The organism is Polynucleobacter sinensis, from assembly GCF_001595985.1.
Classification (GTDB): Bacteria; Pseudomonadota; Gammaproteobacteria; order Burkholderiales; family Burkholderiaceae; genus Polynucleobacter; species Polynucleobacter sinensis.
Genome location: NZ_LOJJ01000009.1, coordinates 1 through 24,573, shown reverse-complemented (window position 1 = coordinate 24,573; position 24,573 = coordinate 1). Strand labels below are relative to the sequence as shown.

Below are 24,573 nucleotides of genomic sequence, written 5' to 3'. Positions count from 1 at the left end.
AAGCTTAAACTAACTGAGTAATACCCGCCAGTACCCAGCCACCAGGACCCGTTACCGGCTTACTTAAATTCCAAATTTCAGAGAAATTATTAGCCGGTGCGCCAATCTGCTCGCGAATGGTGCCAGTGAATTGAACGCTACAGTAATAAGTATTGTCAGTAGTTTCAATTCCCAATAACTGGGCATTTAATGTAACAACGTCAGTTTGATTTGCGCTATCGGCACGGCCAGCAAGATCTTGCTCGATTGTCGCGAACATATCTGAAGTGGTGTATTCACGCAATGCAACCAAGTCGCCTTGATCCCAGGCCCTCTGCAGCCCCACAAAGTATTGCTTAGCATTTCCCAAAAAGGCCTGCTCATCAAAACCTGGCGGCAATGTTGACTGAAATGGAGCCGGTTCGGAAGCCACTCCCCCAAAAGCACTGGCTGCTGGCGTAAATGCTGGCTCCTGCCTAGGTGATGAATTTACGGCGGCGCGCTGCATTCCTTGCGAAGGAATACTGGCATTAGCTCCAGACAATGCCGGCAATAATCTTCTCATCACAAACATAATGGCAAAGCCAGCCAAAACCGCAATTAACAACCCGGTAATCAAGGACGCTGCTGCATCACCCAAACCAAAATGGGACAACAAGTAGCCGATACCAAGACCTGCCGCTAAACCACCTAGAATTCCACCCATTCCTCCAAAACGGCTAGGTGCCGCTGCTTGCGGCGCTGGTGTAGGTGCAGCTGGTTGAGCTTGCTGCGCAGGTTTTTGCACAGGTGCAGCCTGCTTTTGAATGGGCGCGCTAGGAGCCTTACCAATACTTCTTCCTCCGCCCAAACGAGCAGCATCCGCATGGCCTACTGAAGCAAATATCAAACTCAGACTTAAGATTGCCGCCTTGAAAAAATGCTTATTCATATTCCAATCTCCAATAAGACTTCTGTAATTCTTAAACGCAAAAAACTTTGCGACTTTTAGTATTTAATACCAATATGAAGTGCAACGATACCCCCAGTCATTCTGTGGGTTTCCACCTCATCAAAACCCACTCCCAACATCATGTCTTTTAGGGTCTGAGCGTCTGGATGCATGCGAATAGATTCAGCCAAGTAGCGATAGCTGTCAGAATCTTGGGCAATCTTATCGCCCAACCACGGCAATACCTTAAAGGAATAGGCATCGTAAATAGGCTGTAAAAAGCCATCTGGCTTAGAAAATTCCAGCACTAGTACGCGGCCACCAGGTTTAATCACGCGACGCATCTCACCCAAAGCAACATCTTTGTGAGTCATGTTCCGCAAACCAAAAGCTACCGTCACCACATCGAAATGATTCGCAGGAAATGGAATTTTTTCCGCATCAAACTGAACGCACGGTAAGGCCAAACCTTTATCAAGGAGGCGGTCGCGACCAACACCCAACATGGAGGCATTAATATCGCTCAGCCATACTTGAGCACTAGTGTTATGCCCCCAACCAGCGGCACGTGCAAAGGCCGCCGCTAAATCACCAGTACCACCAGCAATATCCAATACCTTTTGCCCAGGTCGAACTTGGGCGCGAGCAATCGTTACTTTTTTCCAGAGGCGATGAAGACCAAATGACATCAAATCATTCATCACATCGTATTTGCCTGCTACAGAATGGAATACCTCCGCTACCTTGCCAGCCTTTTCAGCCTCATCGACGCTTTGGTATCCAAAATGGGTCTTACTCATATTTTTACTCTAGTAAAAGGTCTAATGACTGCCGCAAGATTTTCCGCCAGCAACACTCATGGGAGTGTCGCGATCTAGACCGGCGGCAGCTAATTTATCTAAATGCTCTTTCCATAATTGCTCATAGTTTTCACATAAGAAATGCAAATAATCCCATGAATACAAACCTGAATCGTGGCCATCGGAAAAGGAAGGTTTCAGTGCGTAATGACCAACCGGCTCAATATTCGCGATCAAAACATCGCGCTTTCCCGTCTGCAATGTTTCCTGTCCAGGACCATGGCCCTGCACTTCAGCCGATGGCGATACCACCCTTAAAAACTCAAAGGGCAAACGGTAGGTCTTGCCATTCTCATAACTAAGCTCTAATACCTTAGATTGCTGATGCACAACAACATTGCTCGGAATCATTAAACCAATACCCTCTCGATGCCGCCCTGATTAGCCTTAGCTACATAGTCTTGCATCCAATCTTTACCTAGTAATTTCTGGGCCATCTCAACAACAATGTAATCAGCAGTGGTATCACTATCCGCATCAAAGCGCGTCAATCCCTGCAAGCAAGAAGGACAACTTGTGAGAACCTTAACGTCACCTGTAAAGTCACCTTTACGTAAATCGTTGGCACCCTTTTCCATTTCAATCTGCTTGCGGAAGCGAACTTGCGTTGAAATATCAGGGCGCGTTACTGCTAGCGTTCCAGATTCTCCACAACAGCGATCATTCTTCTGAATCGCCTTACCATCTTCGAGCTGAATCAGTTCGTTCACCGTCTTCATCGGATCTTGCAATTTCATTGGGGAATGGCATGGATCGTGATACATATACTTCACCCCAGTGACATTAGAAAGCTTTACGCCTTTCTCAAGCAAATACTCATGGATATCAATAATTCGACAGCCCGGGAAAATCTGCTCAAACTGATAACCAGCTAACTGGTCATAACAAGTACCGCATGAGACCACAACAGTTTTAATATCCAAATAATTCAAGGTATTAGCAACGCGATGGAAAAGCACGCGATTATCGGTAATCATTTTCTCGGCTTTATCAAAGTCGCCATTACCTCGCTGCGGATAACCACAACAGAGATAGCCTGGTGGCAGCACTGTTTGTACGCCTACATTCCACAACATAGCCTGTGTCGCTAAACCAACTTGGGAAAATAATCGCTCCGATCCACAACCAGGGAAGTAAAACACCGCTTCCGTATCAGCAGAGGTTGTTTTTGGATCCCGAATAATCGGCACGTAATTAGCGTCCTCAATATCAAGCAATGCACGCGCAGTCTTTTTGGGAAGGTTGCCAGGCATTTTCTTATTAACAAAGAAGATCACCTGCTCTTTGATATTTGGCTTGGTTACCGTAGCGGGTGGATGCGCAGTTTGTTTGCGCGCTAACTTACGGAACACATCGTTCCCTAAACGCTGCAACTTATAGCCCCATCCAATCATGGCTTTGCGAGCCAAATGAATTGTTTCAGGATTGGTTGCATTCAGGAAGAACATGGATGCGGCAGTTCCTAGGTTAAAACGTTGCTGCCCCATCTTGCGCAATAAATTGCGCATATTCATCGTGACATCGCCAAAGTCAATCTTAACTGGGCACGGAGTCAAACACTTATGGCATACAGTGCAATGTGCCGCAACATCATCAAACATTTCCCAATGACGAATCGAAACACCACGGCGCGTTTGCTCTTCATATAAGAAAGCTTCGATCAATAAAGAGGTTGCCAAAATTTTATCGCGCGGACTGTAAAGCAAGTTTGCACGCGGCACATGGGTAGAACAAACTGGCTTGCATTTACCGCAACGCAAACAATCTTTGACACTATCGGCAATAGCGCCAATATCACTCTGCTGCATGATGAGCGACTCATGACCCATCAGGCCAAAACTCGGTGTATAGGCCACACTCAAGTCTGCATGCGGCATTAATTTGCCTTTATTGAATCGTCCCTCAGGATCCACGCGCTTTTTGTAGGCACGGAAATCCCTCAACTCCTCTTCAGTCAAGTATTCCAGCTTCGTAATGCCAATGCCATGTTCGCCAGATATCACCCCATCCAAAGAGCGAGCCAATTTCATGATCCGATCAACAGCACGATGCGCATCTTGCAACATCTCATAGTCATCAGAGTTCACCGGAATATTGGTGTGAACGTTGCCATCCCCTGCATGCATATGCAAGGCCACAAAAACACGCTTACGTAGAATGTTCTTATGTATTGCCTCTAATTCATTCAGAATTGACTCAAATGCCAATCCGCCAAAAATAATTCTGAGCTCTGCACGAACTTCAGTCTTCCAGGAGGCGCGAAGGCTGTAATTCTGAAGATCCGGGAAATAGGTATCCATCTGAGCAAGCCACTCAGACCAACGCGTCCGAACTCTTGCAATAAGCTCCAGCGCTTGTTGAACACGATCACCCAAGATTTCAGTAGTTGGGATCTCATACTCTTCATCGCTCTTACCTAAAGGCAATGCGCTCTTTTTTAAGAATGATTCAAGTCCATCCAACACTTGCAACTTATTTTTGAGTGAAAGCTCGATATTGATACGCTCAATACCCTCGGTGTACTCGCCCATGCGTGGCAAGGGAATCACCACATCCTCATTAATCTTGAAGGCGTTGGTATGTCTTGCAATCGCAGCTGTTCGAGCACGATCTAACCAAAACTTCTTACGCGCCTCAGCACTTACCGCAACAAATCCCTCGCCGACACGGTTATTGGCCATCCGCACGACTTCGCTAGTTGCCGCAGCAACCGATTCTTCATCATCACCAGCGATATCACCAACCAACACCATCTTAGGCAAGGCATTGCGCTTAGATTTAGTGGAGTAACCCACCGCTCTTAAATAGCGATCATCTAAATGCTCTAGACCAGCCAAAATTGGTCCGCCCTCCTTGCTTAAGCCATCGAGGTAAGCCTTGATCTCGACAATACTCGGGATGGCTTCTTGTGCTTGACCAAAAAATTCTAAACACACAGTGCGCATATATTTGGGCATGCGGTGCAAAATCCATGTGGCACTTGTAATCAAGCCATCACAACCCTCTTTTTGAACCCCCGGCAATCCTGATAAAAACTTATCAGTAACGTCCTTACCCAAACCTTCTTTGCGGAAACGCTTTCCTTCAACTTCAAGTATTTCTGTTTTGAGAATACGCTCACCTGGCTCACTTAAACCATCAGACCAGGTCAACTGAAAACGAACTTTTTCTACTACGTGAATTTTTCCAAGGTTGTGATCAAGTCGTTCAATATCTAACCAGTTACCTTCTGGATCAACCATGCGCCAGCTAGCCAAGTTATCCAGAGCCGTACCCCAAAGAACTGCTTTTTTACCCCCTGCATTCATGGCAATGTTGCCGCCAATACAACTTGCATCAGCCGAAGTTGGATCGACTGCGAACACGAGACCGGCTCGCTCTGCAGCGTCTGAAACTCTTCGCGTTACAACACCAGCGCCAGTAAAAATCGTAGACACTTCATGATCTACCCCTGGCAAACGTTTCAGCTTGACAGCATCGATTTGCTCAAGCTTCTCAGTGTTAATCACTGCTGACATTGCATAGAGAGGAATAGCGCCGCCGGTATAACCAGTGCCACCTCCGCGCGGAATAATGGTCAAACCCAATTCAACACAAGCCTTCACCAATCCGGGGATCTCGGATTCATAATCAGGCTTTAGAACAACTAGCGGAAACTCAACACGCCAATCGGTTGCATCTGTTACATGCGCAGCACGAGAAACACCGTCAAAGCAAATATTGTCAGAAGCAGTATGACGACCAAGCTCTTTGCGAGCACGCTTGCGGATTTCATTAACCTCTTTAAAACCTTGCTCAAAGTTTTCAACGGCACGATGTGCCGCATTTAATAAAACTTGAACCTGTTCAGCAGAATCACCACTAGAACGTTTTTTTACTTCCCCTAGGCGATGCCACAAAGCATCAATCAGAGATTGACGTCGATTAACGTTATCTAAAAGATCGTCTTGCAGAAAGGGGTTACGCTGGACCACCCAAATGTCGCCCAATACCTCAAATAACATCCGAGCGGAACGGCCAGTTCGACGTACGCCTCGCAAATCATTTAGTACACGCCATGACTCCTCGCCAAGAAGACGAATAACGATTTCACGATCGGAAAAAGAGGTGTAGTTGTACGGAATCTCGCGAAGTCGGGGTGAACCCGCTTCGGCGTCCAGCAACTGATTCAAAGCTATAGGTGCGTTCATAGCGTCATATTTGATAAATATGCATTTTAATTGAGGGATCTTGATATTGGCAGGAAACGTAGAAAGATGTTGGCCAGGCAGATAAAACCTTGCAAATCTAAGGGCTTAGAGCCCATTCATGGTACGCTCATCGCATGGCAACGAATTATTTAAAGAAAATTTTATCGGCCCGAGTCTACGATGTGGCCAGGGAAACAGAGCTCCAGCTGGCCCCCGAACTCACCAAACGCTTAGGCAACCAAGTTTTACTCAAAAGAGAGGATAACCAACCGGTTTTCTCCTTCAAGCTCCGCGGCGCCTACAACAAAATGGCTCATTTAGCCCCGGAAGCCCTAAAACGGGGGGTCATTGCTGCATCTGCAGGCAATCATGCCCAAGGCGTCGCATTGGCGGCCGCAAAAATGAAGTGTAAAGCGGTCATCGTGATGCCCCTGACCACTCCAAGCGTCAAAATTGACGCCGTTAGGGCTAGAGGGGGGTCGTGGGTTGAAATCATCCTGCACGGCGAATCCTATAGCGACGCCTTTAAGTATTCAGAGTTACTAGAGAAAAAACGGGGTTTGACTTTTGTACACCCCTTTGATGATCCAGACGTGATTGCTGGCCAGGGAACGATCGCCCAAGAAATTTTTCAGCAACACCAAGAACCAATTGACGCCATTTTTGTAGCCATTGGCGGCGGTGGCCTGATCGCCGGTATTGGCGAATACGTCAAAGCGGTTAGCCCCAAAACCAAAGTCATTGGTGTTCAGTCCGTTGATTCTGATGCCATGAGAAGATCGCTAGAGGCTAATAAACGAATCGAAATGAAAGACGTCGGTCTTTTCTCAGATGGAACCGCTGTCAAACTCGTAGGCAAGGAAACTTTCCGGATTTGTAAGCGCGTAGTTGACGATATCGTCACTGTCGATACCGATGAAATCTGCGCAGCAATTAATGATGTGTTTACCGACACTCGCAGCATCCTAGAGCCCGCTGGCGCTCTTGCTATTGCTGGTATGAAGAAGTATGTTGAAAAACATCGTTTAAAGAAAAAAACATTGGTAGCGATTGCTTGCGGCGCCAATATCAACTTTAGTCGCCTGCGCTTTGTTGCTGAGCGCGCTGACGTAGGCGAATTCCGTGAGGCAGTCTTTGCAGTCACCATTCCAGAAGAGCGTGGTTCGTTTAAACGCTTCTGTGAATTACTTGGCAATCGCAATGTCACTGAATTTAACTATCGCATTGCTGACCAAAGCGAAGCGCATATTTTTGTAGGCATTGGTACACAGAAGGCAGCAGATAGCACAGCAATCGCAAAGCATTTCCGCAAAGCAAAATTTGCCACGATTGATCTTACGCATGATGAACTAGCGAAGTCGCACTTACGCCATATGGTCGGTGGTCGCTCAGCTCTGGCGCAAGACGAATTACTCTATCGGTTTGAATTTCCTGAGCGCCCAGGCGCACTGATGAAGTTCCTTACTAGCATGGCGCCGAATTGGAATATCAGCCTTTTCCACTACCGCAATCACGGCGCAGACTATGGCCGTATCTTAGTAGGAATTCAAGTTCCTAAAAATGAACAGAAGAAATTTCAGAATTTCTTGGCCACACTCGGCTATCCGCACTGGAATGAAACGGATAACCCAGCCTATCGACTGTTTCTCAAATAAGATGTAATTCGTTAATGTCATACACACTCACCGGAAAACTTGTCGTAGCGATTTCATCTCGCGCACTCTTCGATTTTGAAGAAGAGAACCGCATTTTTGAGTCTACCGATGACAGTGCCTACATGAAATTGCAATTAGAGCGCCTGTCTAAGGCTGCTCAAACAGGCGTAGCGTTCCCGCTAGTTAAAAAATTACTCGCATTCAATGAGGAAGGCGAGCAACGCGTTGAAGTAGTCATTTTGTCTCGTAATGATCCAGTGAGCGGCCTGCGAGTTTTTCGCTCTGCCGAGCATCATGGCTTGCGCCTAGAACGTGGAGTATTTACCCGCGGACGTCCACCCTATCATTACCTCCGCTCACTACATGCCAACTTATTTCTTTCGGCAAATGAAGATGATGTCCGTGCAACAATTGATGCAGGCTTTCCTGCGGCACGCGTATATCCAGAGTCTAGTAAAACTGCGGAATCTCACCCAAACGAAATCCGTATCGCATTTGACGGCGATGCCGTACTCTTTTCAGATGAAGCAGAACAAGTATTTCAGAGTAAGGGTTTAGTTGCTTTTGTAGATCATGAAAGCAAAAAAGCGGATATTCCCCTGCCCCCAGGCCCATTCAAGCCATTACTAGAGGCATTGCACCGCTTGCAACGCACGACTAGTGAAAAGGGGATGCGCATTCGCACCGCTCTAGTGACAGCTCGCTCCGCACCTGCACATGAACGCGCCATTCGCACTCTCATGGCTTGGGGTGTCGACGTTGACGAAGCGATGTTCTTAGGCGGCCTCTCCAAAAGCGAATTTCTGCGCGAATTTGAACCTGACTTCTTTTTTGATGACCAAACTGGTCACTGCCAGTCAGCCGCATCGGTAGCACCAACTGGTCACGTCGTATCTGGCGTCTCCAATAAACCTAAAAGCTAATGTCCACAATCCTACTTGGCCAGGCAACTCAATATCCCGATCAATACGATCCGAGCTTGCTCTTTCCCATTCCGCGTTCTGAGAATCGTCTCAAACTCAATATCAAACCCAATCAAGTATTGCCTTTTGTAGGCACTGATATTTGGAATGCATTTGAGCTGAGTTGGCTTAATCCAAAAGGTAAACCTCAAATTGCTTTAGCGGAATTTCAAGTTCCAGCAGACTCACCTAATATGATTGAATCCAAATCATTCAAGCTTTATCTCAATAGCCTAAATAACGCGCGATTTGAAGATGAGGAAGCGCTACGCGAAACGATGATTGCCGATCTTTCAGCAGTTGCCGGAAGCAAAATATCAACTCGCATCCTTTCTCCTGAGATCGCCGCCAAAAAGGGCATTCAAGAAATGAGTGGCGTGTTAATGGATCGCCTCGATATTGAAATTGATCCCCAGGAAATTTCAGATCCAGCAATGCTCGTCGTAAATGAATCTTTTGGGCCAATTGAGCAGTGCCTAGTCTCTCATTTACTTAAATCTAATTGCCCCGTTACTGGACAACCCGATTGGGCTAGCGTGGAAATTCGTTACCAGGGTAGGCCAATTTTGGAGGAGGGTTTGTTGCGTTACCTCATTGGATTTAGGCAACAGGGTGAATTTCATGAACACTGCGTCGAAACTATTTTTTGCGATATCAAGCGTCAATGCAAACCTGAGAAGCTCTCCGTATATGCGCGCTACACTCGTCGCGGCGGGCTAGACATTAACCCCTTCCGTACAGACTACAACGCACCTTGGCCAGATAACACTAGACATGCAAGACAGTAAATCTATTTGCAGATAAATAAAAAGCCCTTGTAAGAAGGGCTTTTTACATTTCCACAACTGAAAAACTCAGTACTTAGAAGGGTTATACACCCCAAAAATGTAAATAAATAATCTAATGCCCTATTCAACAATAACTTAACGAGCGTACTTTACTATTAATTAAATTTTTTGTAAACAAATTTACTAAATTCAGTCGACTATTTACATTTTTCGCAAAGGGAGAGTATTTGATCTTAATCAGAAAATTTTTCCCAATAGACATTTTCAAGCTTAAAGATAAGTAAATTTAACTGTCCCATCAATCTATTCAACTTGGCATCTGTCAGCTCCTTTTTTCTGCCTATTCTCCATCTTCTTCTTAACCTATTGCAGACAGTCAAATGAGACTATTTTTAGGGATTTGACCGGCCGAGTCCGGCCAGAAGTAGTCACTGCAATTCTAGTAACTGAACTCATTTAATTACAATTTCAGAATTAAAGAAGATAGAAATTTAAATTGTGTCTTAAATCGTATCAATCTTAGTCAATGCTATAAAGAGGCGAGAAGCCGCCCCCCAAGGTTCTTAAGTTTGTAGTTTGTCCTTGGTATATACGTGTTACTGAAATGAGTGAGTTACCTTCAAAGACATAATCCCTAATATCGACTTTAAGATCAGCCTCATTGCCATCAATCTTGATGGTTCGTTTGCTTGGTGGAATTACTTTTTGTGCAATATAGCTTTTATCCTTAATTTGACCCCATACGCCTTTAGTTAATTTATCTCCGCGATATACAGCGCGACTCCCATAGCCTTGACTGGGCTTGAAAAAGTACTCTTTACGATTGGTCCAAAGAGATTCTTCGTTTTTAGAGGAAACTTTTACAGTCTCCGGAATGTGACTCAGGAGTATTTCTTGTATAGACAAGTCAACCCCTAGGGAGTCAAGATGTTCCCGATTGCTTAAGATGCAAAGGTTATCTTTATTGGCAAATACTGCATGATTAAAGGGGTTTGGGGTGATAGCCGCATAATCTTGAAGATAAGCGTCTCTAAGCACTTCGTATGACGAATCTTGAAAATAAAAGTCAGTCGTTCGGTTGTAGATTAAGTCAATTTGAATTTTACCGAAGTAAACCTTTTTGTCTTTAATGGTGAGGCCGTCTGGAGAGGTGATGATTGTCGTGATTCCATGCTTTTGAAACAGGGCTTGGAAGAGTTGAAACTCAGGATATAAGAATTGTTCAGTTGGATTCTCATCAACGATTGCAATTGTCTTTAATTGGGCAGAAGGATCCTTATTGAAGGACCTCCACTCCTGGGTAAACATATCCAGAAAAGTCTCATAAATTTCATTGGGCATATTTCTTACTCCCAAGCGTCTCTCTACTGGCTCACAGCAATTTTTCGATGCCCCAATTTCAAGGGCAGAAATCATAGCGCCGCCTGCATTGGTATTGATTTCAATTAATTGCGGGCCATTTACCCCTAGGTGAAAATCAAATCCATAAAAAACACCACTTGTACTTTGTTGATGCTTAGCAATCAATGGAGCTTGCTCAAGAACTAATTTTTGAAATAAAGGCATTTCGCAAACTTTATAGACCGCCTTTACTAATGCTTTCATCTGATCTAAGGCGGCTTTGTCAATAAATACTCCGCTACTTGAGAGCATCGAGCCTATCGTTGTAGCGGTTGAATCAGCAAGCTCCAGATCACTAATAAGGCGATGAACCTCAATATCTAGTTTCTGCTTGTCAACGCTGATGCAGTTGCACTGGGCATTGAGTTTGGTGGCTTTATCTGACATGGATTTTCGTATCTACTATCTCTTCGGTGGGGATGGTGGGGTTTCTTGTAGCACTTTACGATAAACGCACCTTCCCAAACCCAATGGATTATTCACATCTTCTTGAATTTGCTTGGGTTTATAGCCTCAATAGCTTAATAAGTTAATGCCTAGACTCAAAAAAGTGAAGGGTGAGGCTGACAAAACGCCAAATTCAGTGTAATGTTAAGAAATGCGGAAAGTATGCGTTTTCTTATGCTTAAGTTTTTTTATTAGCCTGATTCATGCGGCTAGTATGCCCGTATTCGTTTCCGATCTACACCATGCGCACCAGTCCCAAGCTGCGACTCATGCTGATAATGCTGACTCTCATATGCAGCATAAGCAATGTAACGATTGCACTTCATCGATAGAAAAGTCGGCAAAGAAAGTGGCTACAAAGTGCCATACCGCTTCTCAGTGCTGCGTTGGTATTGCTGATTTAACAGCCTCTTCTTCCGCGATTGCTCCATTGCAGTATGCGGACAATCTACTACCTTACGCTCCTACTTTGGCCCTCGGCCAATCGCTAGGCAATATTTACAAACCCCCTCGGATTTAAATTTCCTCAGTAGTAAGTAGATTTTGGCGACAAGTCTTGTCGCTACGTTTGTCTATTGGAGAAATTATGAGCATGTTTAAAAGCATGTGGGGCAATGGAATGTTTCTATTAGCGCTCACATTACTAGGTAGTCCAGTTGCATCGGCGCAAGATGCGGCGGTAAATGGTTCTTCGGCAAAGTCTATTGCCGAGTCGCTGCAGTACACGTCAGTATTTAAAAATTATCAGCCTTATTCGGAGGAGGAGATCATTCCTTGGAAGCAGGCTAACGCTACCGTCCAAAAGATCGGCGGATGGAAAGCGTATGCCAAAGAAGCTGCTCAGGCTGATACGGTGCCAACAAGCGAAGGGCATTCAAGAAATCATCACGAGGGGGTTAAATGATGATGACCATTCCTTTCGCTAAGCGATACAAACTCGTATCAATCTTATTCGTGAGTGCTCTTACTGGATGCGCTAGCGTCAATATTGATGAGGCCTTACAAAAAACGAATCTGGATTCGAGTAAATTTACTAATGGCCAGGTTGTTTTAGCAAAATCGTCAGATGAGCGAGATGTTCTTCAGGGAAGAGCCCAGCAGCTACTGGCAAAGAATTTAAATCAAAGCGATGCTGTTCAGCTTGCCTTAATTAATAGTCCAGCTGTTCAAGCACTCATTGCCCAGAATTGGTCTGAAGCAGCGTCTGCTGCCCAAGCAGGCAGAATGTCTAATCCTTATTTTGCTTTTGAGCGAATGGTTACTAGTCCAGAGATCGAATTTAATCGCTGGTTTGTATTTGGATTATTAGATCTGATTACTTTGCCTCAACGCAAAGGAATAGCTGATAAGCGAATTGAACAAGCTCAATTGCGTTTAACTACCGAAATCATTGATCAAGTTACTTTGGTTCGCCAGGCTTGGGTTCGTGCAGTTGCAGCAGAGCAATCCCTCAAATATGCCGATCAAGTTTTTCGAAGTGCAGAAGCAAGTGCTGAGCTAGCAAGGCGCATGGAGGCGGTAGGTAATCTCAATAAGATTACTCGTGCAAGGCAGCAAGCTTTTTATGCAGACTCGGCCACGCAGTTTGCTAATGCAAAACAGACTTCAGTAAGCCGTAGGGAGGAGCTTGTTCGTGCTCTTGGGCTAAGTGAAGCTCAGGCAAAAGAACTGAAATTGCCAGATCGCTTACCTGATCTACCTAAGCAACCGCCGAATACTGAATTTATTGCGCAGCAAGCCGGTGTAGAGCGGCTAGATATACGCTTGGCTACAGCAACTTTAGAGGCGGCAGCGAAAGCTCAGGGGCTTAACAACATCACTAGTTTTACCGATATTGAATTAGGCTTTGATCGCGGCACTAAATTTAATTCATCTACTGGAGAGAGTACCCCAAAGCAGGGCTATGAAATTTCGATTCGACTACCAATTTTCGATTGGGGAAATATGAGTAGGGATGCCATGAATGCCCAAACTTTAGCCGCATTTAATCGGCTAGAGGGCGTTACTCGAAACGCTAGTTCCAATTTGAGGGAGACTTACTCGGCCTATCGAACTGCATACGATATATCCCAACACTATCGAAAAGAAGTAATACCTGTACGCAAAGCCATCGCTGAAGAAAGTCAGCTTCGCTATAACGGCATGATTATTGGTGTCTTTGAGTTGATTGCCGACTCAAGAGATCAGGTCTCTGCAGTAATTGCAGCAATTAATGCTCAGCAACAATTTTGGTTAACAGATGCTGCTTTGCAGTCCTCCTTAATTGGCAGACCAACAATACTCCAGGTGCCTAGCGTTACTGGGGCGGGGATGTTAGCAAACCCTGCCGGACATTGATAAGGAAAAATAATGAGTTCAAGAAGAGATTTTTTTAAATATGCCGGTATTGCTGGCGGTGCTGTCGCGGTTGCAGCAGTTGGCCGCTATGCCTTATCTGGTGCCCCAGAATTAGTGACGCAGGTAAACGCTAATACGATGCCACCATTAACACCTAGTACAGGTCGCCCATACAATCCAGTTGTTACCTTAAATGGCTGGACATTGCCCTGGAGAATGAATGAAGGCGTTAAAGAGTTTCATTTAGTCGCTGAGCCAGTAGTGCGAGAAATGACTCCTGGATTTAAGGCGCACCTATGGGGTTACAACGGTCAAAGCCCTGGGCCAACAATCGAAGTGGTGGAAGGTGATCGAGTTCGGATATTTGTTACTAACCGGTTACCAGAGCAGACTTCAGTACATTGGCATGGCCAAAGATTACCAAATGGTATGGATGGTGTAACAGGCTTAACTCAAAAAGGTATTCCACCCGGAAAAACCTTCATGTATGAGTTTGTTGCTCGCCGCCCGGGAACATTTATGTACCATCCCCATGCCGATGAAATGACACAGATGGCAATGGGAATGATGGGTATGTGGATTACGCATCCTAAAGATCAAAATCCACTTATTGATGATGTTAATAGGGACTTTTGTTTTTTATTGAGCTCATATGACATTGATCCTGGTAGTTACACACCAAAAGTAGCCACGATGGTTGACTTCAATATATGGAGCTGGAATAGCCGCGTTTTTCCTGGCATAGATTCTTTGAATGTCGCCCTAAATGACAAGGTCCGAATCAGAGTAGGAAACTTAACAATGACTAATCATCCAATTCATCTTCATGGGCATGAGTTTTCGGTCACAGGCACTGATGGAGGCCCTGTTCCAAAAACTGCTCGTTGGCCTGAGGTAACCACTGATGTGGCTGTTGGGCAGATGCGGCAAATTGAATTTCTTGCAGATGAAGAGGGTGACTGGGCGATCCATTGCCATAAGAGCCACCACACCATGAATGCAATGGGGCATAACCTCCCCACCATGATTGGCGTTGATCACCGGGGTGTTGGCAAGAAGATTAACAGTCTGATACCTGACTATATGGTGATGGGTGAAAGGGGTATGGGCGATATGTCTGAAATGGAAATGCCTATTCCCGATAACACGGCTCGCATGATGACGGGTATGGGTCCTTTTGGGTCGGTAGAGATGGGTGGTATGTTTAGCGTATTAAAAGTACGTAAGGATCAAAAGCCTGGCGATTATGCAGATCCGGGTTGGTATAAGCATCCGGCTGGTACGGTGGCAGAGGCTTACAAAGGCGCATTACCTACAGCTCCAACGCAACTAAATGCTGCAAAACCTATGCAATCAACAAGACCAAGCTCTACAAAAGAAATCGAAGTGCAAGTAAGAAAGCCCAATGGGCATTCTGGACATTAATAATTAAGGAAAACAAAATGAAAAATATTCAATTTACATTGGCAGCAATTGCGATGGCAGCATCTAGTTTGGTGTTTGCGCAAGGTGCAACACAACCTGGCGGTATGGGGATGATGAATCAAGGGGCCATGAACCAAGATCCAATGGCAGCGATGTGTCAAAAAATGCATCCTGAAATGAGTCCTGATCAATGTAAGGCGATGCACGAGAATATGGCAAAAATGACTCCTGAACAAAGGGTGGCAATGTGTCAACAAATGCATCCTGAGATGAGTGCTAGTCAATGTAAGGCGATGCATGACAAGATGCATGGATCAGGCGTAGGCATGGGGGCTATGGGTGGCATGGGCGCAATGTCTCATGACCATGGCGCTAGTGGTGGTCATGATCATGGCAGCGAAAATTCTAGTGTTGGACAGCCGGGTATTGCAGCCAAAGTAAATCGAACAATTAGAGTTCGCATGACAGACAACATGAGATTTAATCCTAGTAGTATTCAAGTCAAGCAAGGCGAAACTATCCATTTTGTAGTCAAGAATCTGGGTAAAACAAAACATGAAATGGTGCTTGGTACAGATCAAGAGCTACAAGAGCACTATAAGCAGATGATGAAGTTTCCAGAAATGGAGCATGCCGAGCCAAACATGGTTACCTTAGGCGCTGGTCAAACAGGTGAAATTATTTGGCAATTTACGAAATCTGGAAAAGTGCAATTTGCATGCCTACAACCAGGCCATTACGATGCGGGAATGAAGGGATCAATTTCGGTAGCTGGACCTAAATCTGTTTCACCAGCACAGAAAGGGGACGGCCATGGCTCCCATCAACATTAATTTAACAAGAAGGGCTATAGCAATGGGATTGGTGCTAGTGCCGTTTGCATCCAGTGCTGTCAGTGAAAAACCATTGATCACAGTATGGAAGAGTCCAACTTGTGGCTGTTGCAAGGATTGGATTTCGTATGTGGAGAAAAATGGCTTTGCTACTAAAGTGATCAGCGATGGTAATGACCAGATTAGAAAGAAGATGGGCATGCCCATTCAGTTTGGGTCTTGCCATACCGCAGTCATTGATGGTTATGCAATCGAAGGTCATGTCCCGGCGAGGGAAATTAAGCGTTTATTGGCCGAGAAGCCCAATGCTGTAGGGATTGCTGTACCAGCGATGCCCATAGGCTCTCCAGGAATGGATGGTCCTGAGTATGGATCTAGAAAAGATCCTTATGACGTTTTATTGATCTCTAAAAATGGTCAATCCCAAATTTATCAATCTTATCGATAGGAATTAAATTATGAACAATCTAAAAAAATATTTGAGTGTTATTTTTCTACTATCAGGAGTAATCTTGACTCATATAGTAAGCGCCCAATCTACTGGTGCATATACGGCTGGTCAGGTACGCAAAGTTGATTTGGAGCAAGGCAAAGTCACCATTCGTCACGAGGAAATCAAGAATTTAGATATGCCCCCAATGACCATGATTTTTAACGTGAAAAACAAAACTCTTTTAAATGGTCTTAAGTCTGGAGACCAAGTGGAATTCGTAGCATCAAGCGAAGGTGGAAAGCTATATGTCATCGAATTAAAAAAAGGAGACTGAATATGAGTCAAATTCATTTAAATGTGGCCGGTATGACCTGTGGCTCTTGTGTCAAACACGTTACCAAGGCGCTTGAATCTTTAGATGGCGTTTCTAATATCCATGTTGACTTGCAAAACGGCAAAGTTCATTTAGATAGGACGAGCTGGAAGAGTGATGATTTGATTCATGCGCTAAATGAGGATGGTTACCCCTCTTCTTTGGACCTTGATGGTAGCGTTCAAGTGCCACAGAAAAAATCTGGTGGTTGCTGTTGTGGTTAACACTCTCTTTAATTCCTAATTTTTAGACACCTGAAAAGGTGATTGTTCTTACAGATTCAAACTTTAATTAAGTGAAGGAGTAACAAATGCGTAAATTTCTCATTGGTCTGATGGCAATGGCAGCGGTATTATTATCGGGTTGTGGGTATAACCAAATTCAGTCTCAAGATGAGCAGGTGACCTCCAGTTGGTCTGAGGTATTAAATCAATATCAGCGTAGAGCCGACCTGATTCCTAATTTAGTGAGCACTGTTAAGGGTGAGGCTAAGTTCGAACAAGATACCCTCACCAAAGTTGTAGAAGCCAGGTCTAAAGCGACCTCAATTCAAGCTACTCCTGATTTGGTAAATAACCCAGAAGCTTTCCAGAAATTCCAGCAAGCACAACGACAACTCACTTCGGCTTTATCCAGACTATTAGTCGTTTCAGAAAACTACCCGAGCTTACGAGCAAATCAAGGGTTTAGAGATTTGCAAGCGCAACTAGAGGGCACTGAAAATCGCATTACAGTTGCTCGTAATCGTTACATTAAATCTGTACAGGAGTACAACGTCACGATTCGCTCATTCCCATCTAACTTAACAGCAATGGTCTTTGGTTATAAAGCCAAGGCAAACTTTACCGTTGAGAATGAAAAGGAACTGGCAACCCCTCCTAGCGTTTCATTTGATACGCCTGCACCGAAATAATCAGCATGTCTGTTTTTGGCCGTATCTGCAAATTGCCTAGGCGCTGCTTGGCTATATTGTCGCTTTTGGCGCTTCTCTGCTGGCCTCAGTTTTCTGTGGCACAGCAGATGGTGCCAGCTTTGTCAGGGCGGGTCATTGATCAAACAGGCACTCTTACACCCAGTCAGATCGCTTCTCTAGATCAAGCCTTAAGTAGTTTTGAGGCTAAAAAGGGCAGTCAAATTATAGTGTTGATAGTGCCGTCTACCGCTCCTGAGGCGATTGAGCAATATGCCATTCGCGTAGCTGAGCAATGGAAGATTGGGCGGAAAAAAATAGATGATGGTGCGATTCTGATTATTGCTAAAGCGGATAGGACCCTTCGGATTGAAGTGGGCTACGGCCTTGAGGGAGTATTAACGGATGCAACTAGTAAACGAATCATCGACCAAATCATTGTGCCGCGCTTTAAGCAGCAGGATTTTTATGGTGGTATTACTGATGGCGTAAACGCTGTGATTGGCGTGGTTGATGGTGAGGCGTTACCGGCACCAACCCCAGCTAACACCGAAATTCGTGACCCCGGGAATATTCGCTCATTTTTACCAATCATCTTTATTGTGGCCTTAGTGCTTGGCGGAATCTTGCGATCAATGCTCGGCAGGTTGCCTGGCTCCCTTGTTACCGGAGGATTTGTAGCTCTTATCGCCTGGTTTATGTTCGGTGCGTTTTCTATGGCCTTAATCGCCGGTGTTGTGGCATTAGTCGTTGCTCTATCCGGAATGGGGTTGGGTAGACATGGCTTTGGCGGCTATAGCAGTGGAGGAGGTCATGGTGGTGGGGGTGGATTTAGTGGTGGCGGTGGTGGCTTTGGTGGTGGCGGCTCTTCGGGGAGATGGTAAGCATGAGCATGAATCGATTAATAAAACATCTCTGGTCTCATAGTCGCAAGGTAGGGAAATTCTTTTCTAAGCAAGACCTCGCCGCTATAACAAAAGCGATTCGAGATAGTGAGGATCAGCATTCGGGTCAAATTTGCTTTGCCGTTGAAGGTGCCCTGGATACGCTTGCCTTGTTAAAAGGCTTAAGCCCTAGAGATCGCGCAATTGAAGTCTTTACCAATCTAAGAGTTTGGGACACTGAGCACAATAATGGGGTGCTCATTTATGTTTTATTAGCCGATCATGCTGTAGAGATAATTGCCGATAGAGGTATTCATTCAAACGCAGATGCCAGTGCGTGGGATGTTATTTGTCATGAGATCGAATCCAAATTTGCACTCAATGAATATCAGGCTGGCATTTTGTCTGGAATTGAAATGGTGAGTCAACTATTGCAAAGTCAATTCCCGGGGAAATCATCTTCAGATAATGAAATCCCAGATTCGCCAGTTTTAATAGATTAGATAAACAAGGATTTGGAATGAGTAATCACAATGAGAACCATCATCATGAGCATGGTCCGGCTCACGCCCATCACGAACATTCTTTGGTTGAAAATTCCTTAAAGGATCCTGTTTGTGGCATGACGGTCACGTCTCAGTCTAAACATAATTACTCGCTTAAGGATGTTGCGTATTACTTTTGCAGTAATGGTTGTAAAGAAAAATTCATTGGAGCGCCCAGCAAGTATCTAGATGGGGGGCTACAGGACTCAGAGTCTTCTGCTTCGGTGGCTGGCACAATTTATACCTGCCCCATGCATCCGCAAATTCGACAAGATCATCCTGGTAATTGCCCAATTTGTGGGATGAGTTTAGAGCCTCTGCTGCCTGAATTAGAGGAAGAAGAAAATCCAGAATTAGTTGATTTTCAAAGGCGATTTTGGTGGACACTGCCCTTGACGGTAGTGGTGACTGTCCTTGCGATGTTTGGTCATAAATTAAATCTACTAGAGCCTCAAACCCAAACCTGGGTTGAATTGTTCCTATCCTTACCAATTGTTTTATGGGCAGGATGGCCGTTTTTTCATCGTGGCTGGCAATCCATAGCCAATCGTAGTCCAAATATGTGGACTTTGATTGGATTGGGAACAGGTGCTGCATTTTTGTATAGCGTTGTTGCTACGGTAGCTCCACAAGTATTTCCTGCTTCCTTTATGTCTATGGGCAGGATTGGTGTGTATTTTGAGGCAGCCGCCGTCATTATTTCATTGACTCTGCTTGGTCAGGTGTTGGAACTAAAGGCACGTTCACAAACTTCTACGGCAATTAAATCCTTGTTGGGCTTAGCGCCTAAAACAGCCAGAAGAATTAAGGCTGATGGCTCCGAGGAAGACATCCCCTTATCAAATGTGCATATTGAAGACTTATTGAGGGTGCGCCCAGGTGAAAAAGTACCCGTAGATGGTGTCATTACTGAAGGCTCTAGCGCACTTGATGAATCCATGCTTACCGGGGAACCATTGCCAGTGACTAAGCGCATCGGTGATCGTGTCATTGGGGCAACCATGAACACCAACGGTGCGTTGATTATTAAAGCCGAGCGTGTTGGCTCATCAACTATGTTGTCTCAAATTGTACAAATGGTAGCTCAAGCCCAACGCTCAAGAGCGCCAATGCAGCGAATGGCAGATATTGTTGCGGGATATTTTGTAGTAACTGTTGTAGCGATAGCTTTGCTGACTTTTTTCATTTGGGGGATCTTTGGCCCCGAACCAAGTTGGGTCTTTGGTTTAATCAATGCGGTTTCGGTATTAATTATTGCGTGTCCTTGCGCCCTAGGTCTTGCCACGCCAATGTCGATTATGGTTGCTACTGGTAAAGGGGCGACAAAGGGAATTTTGTTCCGCGACGCTGCGGCCATTGAAACTCTTCGTAAGGTGAACACCCTCATTATTGATAAAACAGGCACCTTAACAGAGGGTAAGCCAATTTTTGATAGAGTTATTCCTGCGCCCAGCTTTGATGGTAATGAGGTCTTAAAGCTTGCAGCAAGTCTTGATCAGGGCAGTGAGCATCCCCTTGCTGATGCAATTGTTCGCGCCGCAAGAGACCGCAATTTGCCATTAGAGAAACCCGAAAACTTTGAATCAAGTTCAGGAATTGGAGTTCAAGGTAGCCTTGGCTTGTTTCATTTGGCGTTGGGTAATACTGCATTGATGGATAAGCTGGGAGTTTCTGTTGATATTTTGAAAGCCCAAGCAGAGGATCTCCGCTCTGAAGGCGCTAGCGTGATGCATTTAGCTATCAACGGAAAGCTTGCTGGACTTTTAGCTGTCTCTGATCCTATTAAGGCTACTACGCCAGAGGCTTTGCAAACCTTAAGAGATGCGGGATTGCGAATTGTGATGGCAACTGGAGATGGATTAACAACTGCTAAATCTGTTGGCAAGCGCCTTGGGATTGAAGAGGTCTATGGAGAGGTTAAGCCAGCAGATAAGCTCGAATTGGTAACTCGACTACAAAATGAAGGTCGGATTGTTGCAATGGCAGGTGATGGCATCAATGATGCTCCAGCTTTAGCAAAAGCCAATGTTGGTATTGCTATGGGCACCGGTACTGACGTTGCTATGAATAGCGCCCAAATTACTTTAGTTAAAGGTGATCTCAGAGGTATTGCGATTGCTAAGTCGCTTTCAGACGATACGGTAGGCAATATGAAGCAAAACCTAGTGTTTGCGTTTCTTTATAACGCACTGGGCATTCCTATTGCTGCTGGTCTCTTATATCCTTTCACTGGATGGTTACTCTCACCATTAATTGCTGCACTTGCCATGAGCTTGAGCTCAGCCTCGGTCATTACAAATGCGTTACGTTTAAGGAGAAATTAATCATGGAAAAGTCATTTCATCCATTCTCTGAGTTATTCCTTCAATTAGGACTACCTTCTGATGGTAATAGTATTAAGGCATTCATTGATCGGCATGCGCCTTTAGATGAAGCGATTGAATTAGCGGATGCACCATTCTGGACACCATCTCAAGCAAGGCTTCTTCGTGATGAGTTGCTTTTAGATGCTGATTGGGCCGAGATTGTGGATCAGTTAAATAAAGACTTACGTTAAGCAGGTCGCTCAGTTTTGGGTGAGAGTTAGCGTACTCAGATTATTGAATTGATGGTCTGCTTTGGGTCGGATTGAGCCTATCGCCCAAAGTCCATCTGACTGTCTGCTTATGAGAGAGGGGTAGACTGCGGCGATGGCATTAACGCAGCCCCCCCCAATTTCAAACCTCAGTTTGTTCTGCCATCTCTAAAGCATCATCCACTTCAATGCCTAGGTAACGAACTGTACTTTCCAGCTTGGTATGACCCAGCAGCAACTGAATTGCTCGTAGGTTTTTAGTCCGGCGATAGATTAAAGAAACCTTAGTGCGGCGCATGGTGTGCGTTCCATAGTTTGCTGATTCCAAGCCAATAGAGCTAACCCAACTATGCACAATCCTAGCGTACTGCCTAGTCGATAAATGTGGGGATTCTTTAATCCGACTGGGGAATAGATAATCCTCCAAGTGCAAACCATCCGCCTGAATCCATTGCTCAACTGCAGTCCTTGTTAATTCAGTAATTTCAAACTGAACTGGTCGATGGGTCTTTTGTTGCAATATGTTGGCTCTAGATGAAACATGGTCACCAGTCGCGATATCTCGAACTTTTAACTTCACTAGGTCACAAGCTCTTAATTTGCTGTCGATAGCCAAATTAAATAAAGCTAAATCCCGCTTGTTGCCATTTAGTTGAAGTCGGACCCGAATGGCCCAAATATCTTTTAACTTAAGTGGTGCTTTCTGCCCTGTCAGTTTGCCTTTGTTCCAGGGTTCTTTATGCGTAGTTGCAATAAGCTGTTCCATGACATTCTCCTCATGTGAAAGGGAATACCACTTTGCGCTGAATTAATGGCATCAGCAAGGACTCTAGAAATCTCAAAAGCAGTCATTCAAGCTAGTTAGCTACTGGAGGCAAAAATCGACCCTTAGCCGCCACTTAAGCAATTCTCAGGTTACTCATTGACCCTGCCTAGATTCCTCAATGGTTTGCCCGTCTCGAATTGCATAAATGCGCTTAAATAGTGGGATAATTTTTTCATCATGGGTAACCACAATAATCGCAGTCTGATATTGACTGGCCATTTGATTTAAGATCCCCATTACCCCTAGAGCCCTCTCGCTATCTAGAGGCGCAGTAGGTTCGTCAGCCAAAATCACTGGGGGTCTATTTGCCAAAGCTCTTGCAATGGAAACTCGTTGTTGCTCACCCCCAGATAATTCAGATGGGCTTGCATTAGCCCTATGTGCAACATCTAGAGCCTCTAGCAACTCTCTAGCGCGCGCTCTAGCCTGAGCATTAGGCACGCCTGCAAGCATAGGCAATAGTGCGACGTTATCGGTAACGTTTAGAAACGGAATTAAATAAGGGGCCTGGAAAATAAAGCCAATTTTGTCTCTTCTCAGAGCCCTTAAGTCCTTAATCTTCCAACCATTCTCGTAGATCACTTCACCACCCAAAGTCATGCGACCTGCTGTGGGCTCAATGACTGCCCCTAGACATTTCAGTAGCGTACTTTTTCCGGATCCAGATGGGCCAATAAGCCCCACCACTTCACCTGGAGCAATTTGCATATTGACATTTTTGAGGGCATCTACAGCAGCGTCACCATGTCCGTAAGTTTTTCTAAGCCCTTCTAATTGAATGCTGTAAGTACTCATATCAGCCTCCAATTGCTTGGGCGGGATCTACCAGCAAAGCAGCTCTAATCGCCAAGGTACTAGCTAAAGCGCATATGACCATCACTAAAATGAATCCGATGATTGCGTCTACAGGCTCTAATAAAACATACTTTGGAAACAGCGGCGCCCAAAAAGTAGCAGAAGTTTTTCCCACAACAAAACCAATTAACCCCAAGCCAAGGGCTTGCTGCAAGATCATGCTGCCAATAGTACTATTTTGAGTGCCAATCAATTTCAACACGGCAATCTCCCTGATCTTTCCCAGGGTCATGGTGTAGATAATGAAAGCCACAATGGCAGCGCTTACTACCGCCAAGATCACTAGAAACATACCAATTTGTTTCGCAGAATTTGCGATCAACTTGGCAACAAGGATTTCTTCCATCTGCGCCCTTGTATACACCTCAAGATGTTTCCAGCGACGGATTGGTTTGGCTACTTCCTCTGGACTACTGCCGGCTTGGATTTGAACAAGGATGGCATTAACGCTGTGATTGGTAGATTGCGATGCTGTAATGGCATCTAATAAGCCAGGAATAGGGCGATTCAAACTGGGATTGGCTACGTTTCTGGCACGATCATTCAGAATCGCATCGTTGTCCTTTAGAAATTGCGCCTCTTGTGCGTCTTTAATTGGAATGAATACCATTGGATCGCCACCCGATGAGACCATACGGCGAGTTAAACCCACTACCCGATACTGATGGCGCTTAATTTGAATGAGGTCGTTTAGCTCAAACCCCGTTTTAACATCCGCCAATGCTTCATAGTGTGACTGAACAATATGTCGACCGGAAATCAAATAGGCCGGCTCACCAAGCTGCCCACTTTCTACCCCAACCACCATGACTCGAGTATCACTCTGTCCTTTACGAACCTGCATTGTGAGATAGGTAATGTTAGCTGCGCGTGCAACGCCTGGCATTCCCAGCACACCCCTTACATAGTCATCTCGAATACTGGATGCTTCAGCGTAAGGGCCTTGAGTATCTTTTTGTACCACCCAAAGATCTGCACCACTATTGTTTAGTAGGGCCATGGCATCATCCACCATACCTCGATATACCCCCGCCATTGTTAGAGTGACACCGATTAGCAGTCCGAGACCCAATCCCGTTAGAGCAAACTTACCCCAAGAATGAGCAATGTCACGACCCGCTAGACTAATCACGGCGATTTCTTTAACAAAGCATCTACCACCTTAATGCGCTGACCTTCTTTAATTTCAGCATCGCTATAGAGAACAACTTCATCACCACTCTTAAGTCCGCCCAGAATAACCACTTGACCATTTAAGCCGTTTTGTCCAATTTGTACCCGAGCAAAATGGGGCTTGCCATCCTTGAGCACCCATACCCCAGTTTCATCACCCCTCTTTTTAATGCTTGCGTTGGGCAAGCTAA

General features: G+C 45.1%; 24 protein-coding genes and 1 pseudogene. 16 read left to right on the top strand and 9 right to left on the bottom strand.

Features of this window, described 5'->3' with window-relative positions:
- Positions 1-4: 4 nt before the first annotated feature.
- The 4 genes from AOB49_RS08890 to AOB49_RS08875 are packed head-to-tail and all read right to left on the bottom strand — an operon-like array spanning position 5 to position 5,960.
- The gene (locus tag AOB49_RS08890) at positions 5-910 is read right to left on the bottom strand and encodes a Tim44 domain-containing protein (protein WP_062310122.1); all 906 of its coding nucleotides are present in this window, start codon (positions 908-910) and stop codon (positions 5-7) included.
- 56 nt (positions 911-966) lie between these two features.
- Entirely contained in the window at positions 967-1,710 is a 744-nt protein-coding gene (ubiE, locus tag AOB49_RS08885) for a bifunctional demethylmenaquinone methyltransferase/2-methoxy-6-polyprenyl-1,4-benzoquinol methylase UbiE (protein ID WP_062310120.1), read from the bottom strand.
- Between the two features lie 21 nt (positions 1,711-1,731).
- The gene (locus AOB49_RS08880) at positions 1,732-2,121 is read right to left on the bottom strand and encodes a gamma-butyrobetaine hydroxylase-like domain-containing protein (protein ID WP_062310118.1); all 390 of its coding nucleotides are present in this window, start codon (positions 2,119-2,121) and stop codon (positions 1,732-1,734) included.
- Complete coding sequence (locus AOB49_RS08875) at positions 2,121-5,960, bottom strand: DUF3683 domain-containing protein (RefSeq protein ID WP_062310115.1); 3,840 nt, start codon at positions 5,958-5,960, stop codon at positions 2,121-2,123. Before AOB49_RS08875 ends, AOB49_RS08880 begins: the two co-directional genes overlap by 1 nt.
- A 134-nt stretch (positions 5,961-6,094) precedes the next feature.
- Between AOB49_RS08875 and ilvA the strand changes: the two genes are divergently transcribed.
- The 3 genes from ilvA to queF are packed head-to-tail and all read left to right on the top strand — an operon-like array spanning position 6,095 to position 9,365.
- Positions 6,095-7,615 carry a threonine ammonia-lyase, biosynthetic gene (gene ilvA / locus AOB49_RS08870; RefSeq protein ID WP_062310114.1) on the top strand — a complete coding sequence of 507 codons (1,521 nt, stop codon included), beginning with the start codon at positions 6,095-6,097 and terminating at the stop codon, positions 7,613-7,615.
- 14 nt (positions 7,616-7,629) lie between these two features.
- The gene (locus tag AOB49_RS08865) at positions 7,630-8,538 is read left to right on the top strand and encodes a 5'-nucleotidase (protein ID WP_062310112.1); all 909 of its coding nucleotides are present in this window, start codon (positions 7,630-7,632) and stop codon (positions 8,536-8,538) included.
- The gene (queF, locus tag AOB49_RS08860; RefSeq protein WP_062310109.1) at positions 8,538-9,365 is read left to right on the top strand and encodes an NADPH-dependent 7-cyano-7-deazaguanine reductase QueF; all 828 of its coding nucleotides are present in this window, start codon (positions 8,538-8,540) and stop codon (positions 9,363-9,365) included. Before AOB49_RS08865 ends, queF begins: the two co-directional genes overlap by 1 nt.
- A 519-nt stretch (positions 9,366-9,884) precedes the next feature.
- Here the strand turns inward: queF and AOB49_RS08855 are convergent.
- A complete protein-coding gene (locus AOB49_RS08855; protein ID WP_062310106.1) occupies positions 9,885-11,153 on the bottom strand; it encodes a hypothetical protein in 1,269 nt (422 codons plus the stop codon).
- Between the two features lie 211 nt (positions 11,154-11,364).
- On the opposite strand from AOB49_RS08855, the gene AOB49_RS08850 reads away from it, so the two are divergent.
- From AOB49_RS08850 to AOB49_RS08790, 13 genes are all read left to right on the top strand, one after another.
- Entirely contained in the window at positions 11,365-11,733 is a 369-nt protein-coding gene (locus tag AOB49_RS08850) for a hypothetical protein (RefSeq protein ID WP_156471398.1), read from the top strand.
- A 66-nt stretch (positions 11,734-11,799) separates the two neighbouring features.
- On the top strand, positions 11,800-12,117 hold the full coding sequence (locus tag AOB49_RS08845) for a hypothetical protein (RefSeq protein ID WP_062310101.1): 318 nt from the start codon (positions 11,800-11,802) through the stop codon (positions 12,115-12,117).
- Positions 12,117-13,550 carry a TolC family protein gene (locus tag AOB49_RS08840; protein ID WP_062310567.1) on the top strand — a complete coding sequence of 478 codons (1,434 nt, stop codon included), beginning with the start codon at positions 12,117-12,119 and terminating at the stop codon, positions 13,548-13,550. Before AOB49_RS08845 ends, AOB49_RS08840 begins: the two co-directional genes overlap by 1 nt.
- Positions 13,551-13,562: 12 nt before the next feature.
- The gene (locus AOB49_RS08835; protein WP_062310099.1) at positions 13,563-14,975 is read left to right on the top strand and encodes a multicopper oxidase family protein; all 1,413 of its coding nucleotides are present in this window, start codon (positions 13,563-13,565) and stop codon (positions 14,973-14,975) included.
- Between the two features lie 353 nt (positions 14,976-15,328).
- Positions 15,329-15,808 carry a cupredoxin domain-containing protein gene (locus tag AOB49_RS08830; protein WP_407070234.1) on the top strand — a complete coding sequence of 160 codons (480 nt, stop codon included), beginning with the start codon at positions 15,329-15,331 and terminating at the stop codon, positions 15,806-15,808.
- Positions 15,789-16,256, top strand: a complete 468-nt coding sequence (locus AOB49_RS08825) for a DUF411 domain-containing protein (RefSeq protein ID WP_082784133.1) — start codon at positions 15,789-15,791, stop codon at positions 16,254-16,256. Before AOB49_RS08830 ends, AOB49_RS08825 begins: the two co-directional genes overlap by 20 nt.
- A 64-nt stretch (positions 16,257-16,320) precedes the next feature.
- Complete coding sequence (locus AOB49_RS08820) at positions 16,321-16,575, top strand: copper-binding protein (protein ID WP_172793423.1); 255 nt, start codon at positions 16,321-16,323, stop codon at positions 16,573-16,575.
- A 2-nt stretch (positions 16,576-16,577) separates the two neighbouring features.
- Positions 16,578-16,838: a heavy-metal-associated domain-containing protein gene (locus AOB49_RS08815; protein ID WP_062310094.1), complete on the top strand. Its 261-nt coding sequence runs from the start codon at positions 16,578-16,580 to the stop codon at positions 16,836-16,838.
- A gap of 86 nt (positions 16,839-16,924) precedes the next feature.
- Positions 16,925-17,527 carry a LemA family protein gene (locus AOB49_RS08810; RefSeq protein ID WP_062310092.1) on the top strand — a complete coding sequence of 201 codons (603 nt, stop codon included), beginning with the start codon at positions 16,925-16,927 and terminating at the stop codon, positions 17,525-17,527.
- A gap of 5 nt (positions 17,528-17,532) precedes the next feature.
- Positions 17,533-18,408, top strand: a complete 876-nt coding sequence (locus AOB49_RS08805) for a TPM domain-containing protein (protein ID WP_062310090.1) — start codon at positions 17,533-17,535, stop codon at positions 18,406-18,408.
- A gap of 8 nt (positions 18,409-18,416) precedes the next feature.
- Positions 18,417-18,911: a TPM domain-containing protein gene (locus AOB49_RS08800; RefSeq protein WP_342667200.1), complete on the top strand. Its 495-nt coding sequence runs from the start codon at positions 18,417-18,419 to the stop codon at positions 18,909-18,911.
- A 17-nt stretch (positions 18,912-18,928) separates the two neighbouring features.
- Positions 18,929-21,277 carry a heavy metal translocating P-type ATPase gene (locus tag AOB49_RS08795; RefSeq protein WP_062310085.1) on the top strand — a complete coding sequence of 783 codons (2,349 nt, stop codon included), beginning with the start codon at positions 18,929-18,931 and terminating at the stop codon, positions 21,275-21,277.
- A gap of 2 nt (positions 21,278-21,279) precedes the next feature.
- Positions 21,280-21,510, top strand: coding sequence for a DUF2789 family protein (locus AOB49_RS08790; RefSeq protein ID WP_062310083.1), 231 nt, complete (start codon positions 21,280-21,282; stop codon positions 21,508-21,510).
- Between the two features lie 160 nt (positions 21,511-21,670).
- On the opposite strand, the gene AOB49_RS08785 is transcribed toward AOB49_RS08790, so the two are convergent.
- The 4 genes and pseudogenes from AOB49_RS08785 to AOB49_RS12170 all read right to left on the bottom strand — a co-directional run.
- Entirely contained in the window at positions 21,671-22,294 is a 624-nt protein-coding gene (locus AOB49_RS08785; RefSeq protein ID WP_062310081.1) for a tyrosine-type recombinase/integrase, read from the bottom strand.
- Positions 22,295-22,447: 153 nt separating this feature from the next.
- Positions 22,448-23,149, bottom strand: a complete 702-nt coding sequence (locus tag AOB49_RS08780) for an ABC transporter ATP-binding protein (protein WP_062310079.1) — start codon at positions 23,147-23,149, stop codon at positions 22,448-22,450.
- Between the two features lies 1 nt (position 23,150).
- On the bottom strand, positions 23,151-24,341 hold the full coding sequence (locus AOB49_RS08775; RefSeq protein ID WP_062310078.1) for an ABC transporter permease: 1,191 nt from the start codon (positions 24,339-24,341) through the stop codon (positions 23,151-23,153).
- Positions 24,338-24,573, bottom strand: a pseudogene (locus tag AOB49_RS12170) (efflux RND transporter periplasmic adaptor subunit); the annotation flags it as partial. The pseudogene AOB49_RS12170 and the gene AOB49_RS08775, both read right to left, overlap by 4 nt.

Bases quoted from the DNA above. Each gene is read 5' to 3' on its own strand.
- ilvA (WP_062310114.1), top strand. From the start codon at position 6,095: ATGGCAACGAATTATTTAAAGAAAATTTTATCGGCCCGAGTCTACGAT.
- AOB49_RS08780 (WP_062310079.1), bottom strand. From the start codon at position 23,149: ATGAGTACTTACAGCATTCAATTAGAAGGGCTTAGAAAAACTTACGGA.
- AOB49_RS08825 (WP_082784133.1), top strand. From the start codon at position 15,789: ATGGCTCCCATCAACATTAATTTAACAAGAAGGGCTATAGCAATGGGA.
- AOB49_RS08890 (WP_062310122.1), bottom strand. From the start codon at position 910: ATGAATAAGCATTTTTTCAAGGCGGCAATCTTAAGTCTGAGTTTGATA.
- AOB49_RS08790 (WP_062310083.1), top strand. From the start codon at position 21,280: ATGGAAAAGTCATTTCATCCATTCTCTGAGTTATTCCTTCAATTAGGA.
- AOB49_RS08810 (WP_062310092.1), top strand. From the start codon at position 16,925: ATGCGTAAATTTCTCATTGGTCTGATGGCAATGGCAGCGGTATTATTA.
- AOB49_RS08880 (WP_062310118.1), bottom strand. From the start codon at position 2,121: ATGATTCCGAGCAATGTTGTTGTGCATCAGCAATCTAAGGTATTAGAG.
- AOB49_RS08855 (WP_062310106.1), bottom strand. From the start codon at position 11,153: ATGTCAGATAAAGCCACCAAACTCAATGCCCAGTGCAACTGCATCAGC.
- AOB49_RS08795 (WP_062310085.1), top strand. From the start codon at position 18,929: ATGAGTAATCACAATGAGAACCATCATCATGAGCATGGTCCGGCTCAC.
- AOB49_RS08830 (WP_407070234.1), top strand. From the start codon at position 15,329: ATGTCTCATGACCATGGCGCTAGTGGTGGTCATGATCATGGCAGCGAA.
- ubiE (WP_062310120.1), bottom strand. From the start codon at position 1,710: ATGAGTAAGACCCATTTTGGATACCAAAGCGTCGATGAGGCTGAAAAG.
- queF (WP_062310109.1), top strand. From the start codon at position 8,538: ATGTCCACAATCCTACTTGGCCAGGCAACTCAATATCCCGATCAATAC.
- AOB49_RS08840 (WP_062310567.1), top strand. From the start codon at position 12,117: ATGATGACCATTCCTTTCGCTAAGCGATACAAACTCGTATCAATCTTA.
- AOB49_RS08850 (WP_156471398.1), top strand. From the start codon at position 11,365: ATGCGGAAAGTATGCGTTTTCTTATGCTTAAGTTTTTTTATTAGCCTG.
- AOB49_RS08785 (WP_062310081.1), bottom strand. From the start codon at position 22,294: ATGGAACAGCTTATTGCAACTACGCATAAAGAACCCTGGAACAAAGGC.
- AOB49_RS08875 (WP_062310115.1), bottom strand. From the start codon at position 5,960: ATGAACGCACCTATAGCTTTGAATCAGTTGCTGGACGCCGAAGCGGGT.
- AOB49_RS08805 (WP_062310090.1), top strand. From the start codon at position 17,533: ATGTCTGTTTTTGGCCGTATCTGCAAATTGCCTAGGCGCTGCTTGGCT.
- AOB49_RS08835 (WP_062310099.1), top strand. From the start codon at position 13,563: ATGAGTTCAAGAAGAGATTTTTTTAAATATGCCGGTATTGCTGGCGGT.
- AOB49_RS08845 (WP_062310101.1), top strand. From the start codon at position 11,800: ATGAGCATGTTTAAAAGCATGTGGGGCAATGGAATGTTTCTATTAGCG.
- AOB49_RS08865 (WP_062310112.1), top strand. From the start codon at position 7,630: ATGTCATACACACTCACCGGAAAACTTGTCGTAGCGATTTCATCTCGC.
- AOB49_RS08815 (WP_062310094.1), top strand. From the start codon at position 16,578: ATGAGTCAAATTCATTTAAATGTGGCCGGTATGACCTGTGGCTCTTGT.
- AOB49_RS08800 (WP_342667200.1), top strand. From the start codon at position 18,417: ATGAATCGATTAATAAAACATCTCTGGTCTCATAGTCGCAAGGTAGGG.